The organism is Methanosarcina sp. (genome assembly GCF_049706645.1).
GTDB lineage: Archaea > Halobacteriota > Methanosarcinia > Methanosarcinales > Methanosarcinaceae > Methanosarcina.
This window is the reverse complement of the sequence record NZ_JBNAKP010000017.1, coordinates 59,297-68,102: the sequence shown is the minus strand read 5'-3', so window position 1 is coordinate 68,102 and position 8,806 is coordinate 59,297. Positions and strand designations below refer to the sequence as shown.

General features: G+C 44.9%; 8 protein-coding genes. 5 read left to right on the top strand and 3 right to left on the bottom strand.

Translation table 11 applies throughout. From position 1 onward, the window contains the following. Positions 1-292: 292 nt before the first annotated feature. From ACPK8D_RS07885 to ACPK8D_RS07875, 3 genes are all read right to left on the bottom strand, one after another. A complete protein-coding gene (locus ACPK8D_RS07885; protein ID WP_424717307.1) occupies positions 293-928 on the bottom strand; it encodes a DUF2150 family protein in 636 nt (211 codons plus the stop codon). A gap of 74 nt (positions 929-1,002) precedes the next feature. After that, a complete protein-coding gene (locus tag ACPK8D_RS07880) occupies positions 1,003-1,452 on the bottom strand; it encodes a UPF0179 family protein (RefSeq protein ID WP_424717306.1) in 450 nt (149 codons plus the stop codon). Between the two features lie 448 nt (positions 1,453-1,900). Beyond that, entirely contained in the window at positions 1,901-2,965 is a 1,065-nt protein-coding gene (locus ACPK8D_RS07875) for an NAD(P)-dependent glycerol-1-phosphate dehydrogenase (RefSeq protein WP_424717305.1), read from the bottom strand. Positions 2,966-3,567: 602 nt separating this feature from the next. Here ACPK8D_RS07875 and ACPK8D_RS07870 point away from each other — a divergent pair. The 5 genes from ACPK8D_RS07870 to ACPK8D_RS07850 all read left to right on the top strand — a co-directional run bounded on the left by ACPK8D_RS07870 (position 3,568) and on the right by ACPK8D_RS07850 (position 8,781). Beyond that, complete coding sequence (locus tag ACPK8D_RS07870; RefSeq protein ID WP_424717304.1) at positions 3,568-4,425, top strand: DUF63 family protein; 858 nt, start codon at positions 3,568-3,570, stop codon at positions 4,423-4,425. Positions 4,426-4,518: 93 nt separating this feature from the next. After that, positions 4,519-5,253 (top strand): stage II sporulation protein M, encoded by a 735-nt coding sequence (locus ACPK8D_RS07865; protein WP_424717303.1) that lies wholly within the window; start codon positions 4,519-4,521, stop codon positions 5,251-5,253. Positions 5,254-5,678: 425 nt separating this feature from the next. Next, the gene (locus tag ACPK8D_RS07860) at positions 5,679-6,842 is read left to right on the top strand and encodes a formate--phosphoribosylaminoimidazolecarboxamide ligase family protein (protein ID WP_424717302.1); all 1,164 of its coding nucleotides are present in this window, start codon (positions 5,679-5,681) and stop codon (positions 6,840-6,842) included. A gap of 347 nt (positions 6,843-7,189) precedes the next feature. Then, a complete protein-coding gene (locus ACPK8D_RS07855) occupies positions 7,190-8,416 on the top strand; it encodes a translation initiation factor IF-2 subunit gamma (RefSeq protein ID WP_424717301.1) in 1,227 nt (408 codons plus the stop codon). Further along, positions 8,413-8,781: a PIN domain-containing protein gene (locus ACPK8D_RS07850; protein ID WP_424717300.1), complete on the top strand. Its 369-nt coding sequence runs from the start codon at positions 8,413-8,415 to the stop codon at positions 8,779-8,781. Before ACPK8D_RS07855 ends, ACPK8D_RS07850 begins: the two co-directional genes overlap by 4 nt. Positions 8,782-8,806 lie beyond the last annotated feature (25 nt).

Below are 8,806 nucleotides of genomic sequence, written 5' to 3'. Positions count from 1 at the left end.
AAACTCCGGTTACTAATGGTTTTGGCTAAACACAGATATTCCATTTAGCTTTATTGATGTTGGTTATCTACTCCAAAATATTGGTTTAAAGGGTCTGGAAGTAGTTTTGAAACAAGCTCTTTAACTAAATTTTTTACTATTTCGTAACACCCAATTTTTATTTAATTTTTAAATTCTTTTTTGAGCTAAATATTCGACGTTCGGACCAGGGTTTAACCTAAATAAGTTTTCAAAGGATTTCCGCATTCCATAAAATTTGAAAAGGGAAATCCTTTGATTGCAGAGGAACCTTTTAAACGGCGTCCTCTTCGTCTCCTTCGTCAAATTCCTTGTAGCTGTCGCTTCCTACCATTGCAGCCGAGATGGAATCAATTCCGTCAAGCCATTCTGCAACAATGCCGTAGGGGAGGTCGGCCATAACTTCTTCAGGCAGGCTTTTTCCTTTCAGCACGAGCGCACCGCAGTGTGCAGTATAGTCAAGGGCAAGCTCAAGGTTGTCCGATTCCTCAGCTTCAATAGCTGATTTTGCAAGCACTGCAATGTCGGCTCCCTCATCGTAGTCGCCAATAACATAGGACTCGAAGGCGACAAGGGCCCCCATAAGAGAGGTCTGGATCGATTCTATCATAAGGTCGACGTCTTCGGAAATTGGCTCAACCTCGGAAAGTACGATGTCCCGGATCTCAGCCAGGATCTCCAGAGCTTTTTCTCTGGATAGCATACCCTTATCAAAGCGTGCAGTTACTTTCAGGCAGGCAAGGATAACATCATCGACCATATTTACGAATATGGCACTCTCCTTTCCGGCTTCTTCTTCCGACTCCTTTATCTGGAAACCGCTCTCTCTTGCCCGTCCGAGCCAGTTTTCCCAGCGCTTTTGGGTATAAAATTCATAGGGGGGGACCTGGTTCATTTCTTGTTCAGGCACTTATAACACCGCTTCTAACCTTTTTTATTTATTGATAATCAATCTTACTATTACTAAAATGTGTTTGTTTACATTCACCAGGACAATTTCACCTTTTTCAGTGAATAGTTGGCTTCGCACCTGGAATCAAGGCTTTCGAGAACCTCTACAATTTTGCATTTATCGCCTTTTGAAAGCCCTTCAGGGTGGCATATCTCATATACCCCACACTCCCTCTTGCCGCACTTTGGAGGCTCATACATTATTTTTGCCCCGTCAACTGCCTTTCTTGATTCCACTGTGGTCAGGATAGGAGCCCTGCTGACATCTACGGCAAGTACACCGCTATCATGAAGGAAACATTCGTGGATGTCGTTGCTTCTTATTCTCTCGACTCTGTACCTGCGTCCGGGTTCAAGGTTAAGGCAGGTGTTCTTCAGCCGGCATTTCTTGCATTCGGGCATTTCACCTTTAAATATGAATTCCAGCCCTTCCCTTGCAAGCCGTGATCCGATAAGTGTTATTTTGGTATCGCTTTCTGTCATATATAACTCATCCATATTGTTGTCTTCGGGCCTTTGCCCCAAGCCTTTTTAAAAAAGGCTTGATCGAAAATCCCTCTCAGCGGCGTGATCAAACCGCGCAACGCAAACCTTTTGTGAAAAGGTTTGATCGAAAATCCCTGGTGACGGCGTGATCAACCGGCGCAACGGTTGCGGCTCAACGCTTATGTTTTCGAGGTCGTACCCCGTTTATCAGGGTACCTGGAGCTTATCCCGAGATAATTTGAATTTCGATATCGGGTTTGATTTGGATAATACTTTAATTAGAAATTAAGTGATTATTTTGGTCAGGAATTATGTGGCTTCGGATTAACCGGATTCCCTTTAACAGGGTTTGAGCTGCTGGATTCCAGAATAGAATCATGGCTTTAAGTTCCTGCACTTTGAACGGACACCGATCCTCGATTATAGCCTGAATAAGAATAACTTTTCAACTTATGACTTTTGTGATTCTTGCAACTTTCTCGGCAGCCGAAGGGGTAAGACCGCTCCCAAGAATTGTATAACGTTCAGGGCGGATACTATGTGCATGTAACAGGGCTTCGATTATATATTTATCTTCTATACCCAGCTCTTCGGCAGTTACAGGAGCCCCTATTTTTTTTAAAGCGTCCCTGATTTCCTGCCAGTTTCCCCCGTGGAGGTACATCATCATAATTGTGCCAACCCCACATTGTTCCCCGTGAAGCGCGGGTTTTGGGGCTATCCTGTCAAGAGCGTGGCTGAACATATGCTCCGAGCCTGAGGCAGGTCTTGAAGAGCCTGCAATGCTCATTGCAATCCCGTTCGATACAAGAGCCTTTACCACAAGCCTTGCCGATATCTCGTGCTCGGGCTTGATCGAATCTGCATAATCTATAATGACCCGGGCAGCCATACGGGAGATCGCTGCAGCATATTCCCCGAAATATTCGTTCCTGATCCTGCTTGCAAGCTCCCAGTCCAGCACTGCCGTGTAATTGGAAATTATGTCTCCGCAGCCAGCTGCAAGGAAGCGGAAAGGAGCTGCTGAAATAATCTCCGTGTCTGCAATAACGGCAATCGGAGCCTGAGCCTGTGCAGACGTACTTCTCCCATTATCCACAATTGAGGCACGGGAAGATGCAATGCCATCATGGGAAGCTGCAGTCGGCACACTGATAAAAGGAAGCTCAAGCCGGGTCGAAGCAAGTTTCGCAAGGTCAATAGACCTGCCGCTTCCAACCCCAAGGAGGAAATTCGCCTCTACTTCAAGGGCCTTTTCCATGATTTTTTCAACTTCTTCCATAGTAGCTTTGCATGTTAGAACCGTTTCCGCGCTACTGCCTGCACTCTCAAGGAGGTTACTGACTCTCTTGCCTGCAATATCCTTTGTAGTACTTCCGGTTATTATCAGCGCATTTCCTTTCAGTTTCAGGTCCCTGCAGACATATCCGACTTCCTCAAGCACGCCATGCCCGATAAGCACATCTCTGGGAAGCTGCATCCATTTTGCGCTGTTTTTGTCAATGGTCATTTCATACCTGCATCAGTATTCGATCACGATAGATGGTAAATTGGCTATTATAAACCCGAGTATACATACGAAGCCACAGATTTCCAATTATCAGCAGACTACGGCATATCAGGTACATAATTTAATATGTTAACTTAATTAATTAACTTAATTCTTTATCAATTTCAGTACATTTTTGAGGATTGATTTATTCCAGCGTTGATTTTGTTCCAGCGTTGATTTTGCTCTGGAATTGGTTTATCACAATTCTTTTATTAAGAACTTATTTAAGGTCATTTCCATGTTTATATCATTATAATTTATATATTCACATCACTACAAATTCCATATCTGCATTATTAATATCTGCATTATTGTATTGTGTATAAATATAACGTCAGGGTTATATAGACAATTATAAAAATGAAGTAATATATTAAGCTTAATCTTTATAATACTGTTAGCCCTTATTGGGATAAAACCTTCCGGAAAGAAATATCTGTCATTAAAACGAACACCGCGCACTGGAGAGGAATACTACTTTCTTGATTAAGGGAGTAAGTTCGCCCAATACAGTAAGTATTAATCGTATTAGGATATTGCCATTTTGAATGAGTGATAAGATGAGTTTTTCAATAGATAAAATATCACAGTTTATTAATACCTATTATCTTGACCCCATAAGAGGCGATGAGGGGTATAATGCTGTAAATACTTTTACCTGGGCAATGGTACTGGGCATTTGTATATTCGGGATATTCAGGCTGCTCGAAAAGCTTGAGGTAAAACTCACCCCGCGCTTTATTGCGTCTGTCCTTCCTTTTGTACTTGCGGGTTCTTCCCTGCGCGTACTTGAAGATTCTCCTGCAGGTATCTTCCACCCGCCATTCAGTTACCTTCTCATAACTCCCAATATTTACTTTTTGGTTTTTGCGATAACCGTAGGCTGCCTCTGGATTTCCATCCGGCTGCAGAAAGCGGGGCTGGTAAAGGATTTTCATCTCACCTTTGCAAGCTTCGGACTCGGATGGTTTTTCATAAACCTCGCTACCCTACTGTATTTTGAGAATATGGTAGCCTCGTACGTTCCCGTATTCGTGCTCGTAGCAGGAACAGGGTTGACCTTTACCTTCTACCTGATTGCCCGCCATTTCAAATCCTCGATATTTACCGATCCCCTGAACCTTTCGATCTTGATGGCTCATCTGATGGATGCTTCTTCAACTTACGTAGGGGTAGATAAACTTGGATACTTTGAAAAGCATGTAGTGCCCTCCTATCTTATCGATCTTACTGGCACCGCATTGGTTATGTATCCATTGAAGCTTATTATCTTCATAGGGGTTCTTTACGTGCTTGACACTCAGTTTGAGGATGACGAACGTTCCTTGAACCTGAAAGTGCTAATCAAAATGGTCATTTTGATCCTTGGGCTTTCTCCCGCAACCCGGAACACGGTCCGGATGATGCTGGGAATCTGAGACTGCTGGAGATCTCAGACAAACCCATTTGATAGGCACCCTGTGCATTTGGGTCAGGATTAAGCAGGCTGAAGATTACTGGTGGGGATAGGTATGGAAAGAAAGGGAGACTATAACTTACAGGAAAGAAGAGCAGGAGTACAGGCAGAAACTCCTGAAGGGGAAAATAGGGGATATGCTGCAGGGGAGAAAGATTTTCCTCCCGGGAACAGCGCGGCAGAAACCTGGCACAATAGCAGAAAAGACCCGAAAAAAGGGTTTACCGGATACGTGCGCTTTATCTGGCCTTATGCAGTAATAATGGCCTTTGTATTTTTCGGGGCTCTGGCTACAGGCTATATTTCAGCTTCAAGTTTCCCTTCTATGGCTGATACCCTCAGGGAAGGCTTCAGTTCCCGTTTCGAGTCACTATTAACAATGGACCCTCTTTCTATAATGTTTGCGATCTTTCTTAACAATGCCTTTGTAAGCCTGCTTTTCCTGGTACTCGGGCTGGCTCTGGGAGTTCTCCCAGTGGTATTTATCGCTTTCAATGGATACCTTGTGGGAGTAATCGCTTACCTGGTAGCCCAGGAGAGAGGTCTGCTCTTTATTCTGCTTGCCCTTATCCCTCATGGGATACTGGAACTGCCTATGGTCTTCCTTGCTGCCGGCATAGGGCTCCGGCTCGGGCACCAGGTATTTTCTGCCCTTATAGGCAAGCCTACTCAGGTCAAAAGGGAATTTAAAGACGGGCTTGGGTTTTATTTCCGCTGGATCGTGCCTCTTCTTTTCGTTGCAGCCGTAATTGAAACCTTTATTACGCCTCTTATCCTGAGTTTTGTATAAAAATCACCAGGACCGGAAAGAAAATGAGAGACCGGAAACGCCGGAGAAAGCTTGGAATCTTTTCCAGCCTATTATTTTTGAGATTAAGTTTTCGCTGTCCACCCTCTTATGGCCGTATCCTGTCCAGACATTATATATCCACCGGCCTATTTTTTGATTTTAAACCTTCTGTGGCCTACTCTATTCTGACCTACTCTTTCCGGACGCCTCTTTCATTATATAAATGATTACTTATATTAGAAAGGGTTTTAATAGGTAAAGCCGTTAATGGGGAAAACCTATCAGAATCTCTATTTCATAATACCTGGCAAATAGTCACCAGGCCTGCACTTAAAGGTCTCTTCACCTGGGCAGCAGGCTTGAAAAACCATACCTATCACCATTTTAATGAAAGGAGCTATTTCCAAAGCCAAGGAACATCAGATATGATTGACAGGAAAGAAATTAAAGAAATCGTTGAAGGTTACTATACCCACGCTGATAAGATAAAGGTCGGGACAATAGCCTCTCATTCAGGACTCGACATCTGTGATGGGGCAGTTGAAGAAGAATTCAGGACTCTGGCTGTCTGCCAGGCTGGCAGGGAAAAGACATACAGCGAATACTTCAGGGCCCAGAGAGACCCTTACGGGAAAGTAAAGAGGGGGATTGTCGACGAGACCGTTGTTTTCAAAAAGTATAACGAAATCCTCCTGCCCGAAAACCAGCAGAAACTGGTTGATGAAAATGTGCTTTTTATCCCTAACCGTTCCTTTACCTCCTACTGCAGTATAGATGAGATTGAAGAGAATTTCAGAGTGCCTCTTGTCGGGAGCAGGAATCTTCTTCGGAGCGAGGAACGAAGTGAACAGCAGAGCTATTACTGGATTCTGGAAAAAGCAGGGCTCCCATTCCCGGAAAAAATAGAGTCTCCAAAGGATATCAATGAACTTGTAATGGTCAAGCTTCCGCATGCAGTGAAAAAACTCGAACGGGGATTTTTTACCGCTTCAAGTTACAGGGAATATCTGGAGAAATCCGATGCCCTCATAAAACAGGGAGTTATCACACAGGAAGCCCTTGAAAAAGCAAGGATCGAGCGTTATATCATAGGTCCTGTGTTCAATCTTGATATGTTTTACTCTCCGATCGAGCCGAAAATGAGCAAGCTGGAACTTCTTGGGATTGACTGGCGCTTTGAGACCAGCCTTGACGGGCACGTAAGGCTTCCTGCTCCGCAGCAAATGGCCCTTGCCGAACACCAGCTAACTCCCGAATATACGGTCTGCGGGCACAATTCCGCAACCCTGCGCGAATCCCTTCTTGAGAAAGTATTCGAAATGGGAGAAAAATATATAAAAGCTACCCAGGAACATTATGCTCCGGGAATAATAGGGCCTTTCTGCCTGCAGACCTGCGTTGACAAGGACCTTAACTTCTATATCTATGATGTCGCCCCAAGAGTAGGCGGCGGGACCAATGTACATATGTCAGTAGGCCATTCTTACGGCAACTCGCTCTGGAGAAGACCAATGAGTACCGGAAGAAGGCTGGCCTTTGAGATCAGGCGTGCCCTGGAACTGGAGAAGCTTGACGCTATCGTCACATAAATTTATTAAGGCTTTCCAGCATTAGTAGATATGAATTATGCAGGATACCGTAAACTTTAAAAATATCGCCTGAATCTGCAAGCTTTAAACTGCGATAAAAAATTTAATGATAGACTTGCGCGGGTTTCCGGTTGCGTAGATCCGGAATCGGATTGGGTAGGGGAATAATTCCGGCCTGAAAATCCCGCCTTAATTTACAAATTACATTTAAATTACAGGCCAGATGAGTTCAGGGTTGGAAGCTTCGGACCCACTGGAAAAAGTAATTCAAAATTTTTATGGTACAGGTTTAGGATAAAGACCTGCCTTATATAAGATCACTTCACTTTACTGGAGGAAATTACAACTTGAGTCAGCCTTGTGTTAATATCGGCATGGTAGGCCATGTCGACCATGGAAAAACTACACTTGTTAAAGCCTTATCAGGCGTCTGGACAGATACGCATAGTGAGGAAGTAAAAAGAGGGATTTCTATCAGACTGGGGTATGCAGACTCCCCATTCATGAAATGCCCAAAATGCCCTTCTCCCCAATGTTACACTGTAGAAAAGACCTGCCCTAACTGCGGAGAAAAGACGGAAGAACACAGGATTGTGTCCTTTGTAGATGCCCCCGGGCACGAAACCCTGATGGCGACTATGCTTTCAGGTGCCGCGATTATGGACGGGGCAGTGCTGGTAATTGCCGCAAACGAGGACTGCCCGCAGCCCCAGACAAAAGAACACCTTATGGCCCTGGATATCATAGGGATTAAGAATATTGTAATCGTGCAAAATAAGATCGACCTTGTACCCAGAGAGCGCATTATCGAGAACTATCACCAGATAAAAGAATTTGTTAAAGGCACGGTCGCAGAAAACGCACCTGTAATCCCGATTTCCGCCCAGCAGAACATTAATATCGATATCCTTATAGATGCTCTGGAAACCGAGATTCCCACTCCGGTCCACAAAGTTGACAAGCCTGCCAGCATGTTGATTGCGCGTTCTTTTGACATTAACAGGCCAGGGGCTTCAATCGACGAGATCCGCGGAGGAGTTATCGGAGGCACCCTGACCGAAGGAGTCCTTCACCCCGGAGACGAGCTGGAAATAAGGCCAGGAATTAAGGTTACGACCGAAGGCACTACAAGATGGATTCCGATTCTGACAATAGTTTCGTCTATCTTTGCAGGCGCGACAAAAGTAGAAGAAGCAACTCCAGGAGGCCTTCTCGCTGTCGGAACATATCTTGACCCTACCCTGACAAAAGGCGACTCTTTAACAGGACAGATTGCAGGCACACCCGGCACCCTTCCTGACACCAGGCACCAGTTCGTTATGGAATTACACCTGCTCGAGAGGGTAGTGGGAGTCACAAGGGAAGAAAAAATCAACGAAATCAAGACCAGTGAACCCCTTATGCTCAATATAGGAACTGCAACCACAGTCGGAGTGGTTACAAGTGCCAGGAAAAATGAAGCGCAGGTGGCCCTTAAGCGCCCGATCAGCGCAGCCATAGGTTCAAGGGTTGCTATCAGCAGGAGAATTGATTCTCGCTGGCGGCTCATTGGAGTAGGGGTAATTAAAAGTTGAAAGTTATAATCGATACTAACGGGTTCATGATCCCGGTCCAGTTCGGAGTGGATATTTTCGAAGAACTGAAAAGGCTGGGATTTGACGAATTTTTTGTGCCTGAGGCTGTAGTATTCGAGATAGAAAAACTCATAAAGCGGGAAAAAGGTTCGAACAGAATAGCTGCAAAGGTCGCCAGATCCATGATGGACAGGTGCGAGCGTATGACTGCTGCAACAGGACCTGCGGATGATGTAATTCTCAGGCTGGCAAAGGAAATGGGAGCAGCTGTTCTGACAAACGATATAGGGTTGAAGCGCAGGCTTGCCGAAGAAGGGATCCAGACCATATCCCTGCGCCAGAAAAACAGGCTGGACCTTGTCTGAAAGAACTACATTATTTTACCGGGCA

What these genes read in the sequence shown, in the direction of transcription:
- ACPK8D_RS07880 (WP_424717306.1), bottom strand. Translation starts at nt 1,452, where the DNA reads ATGACAGAAAGCGATACCAAAATAACACTTATCGGATCACGGCTTGCA.
- ACPK8D_RS07875 (WP_424717305.1), bottom strand. Translation starts at nt 2,965, where the DNA reads ATGACCATTGACAAAAACAGCGCAAAATGGATGCAGCTTCCCAGAGAT.
- ACPK8D_RS07870 (WP_424717304.1), top strand. Translation starts at nt 3,568, where the DNA reads ATGAGTTTTTCAATAGATAAAATATCACAGTTTATTAATACCTATTAT.
- ACPK8D_RS07865 (WP_424717303.1), top strand. Translation starts at nt 4,519, where the DNA reads ATGGAAAGAAAGGGAGACTATAACTTACAGGAAAGAAGAGCAGGAGTA.
- ACPK8D_RS07860 (WP_424717302.1), top strand. Translation starts at nt 5,679, where the DNA reads ATGATTGACAGGAAAGAAATTAAAGAAATCGTTGAAGGTTACTATACC.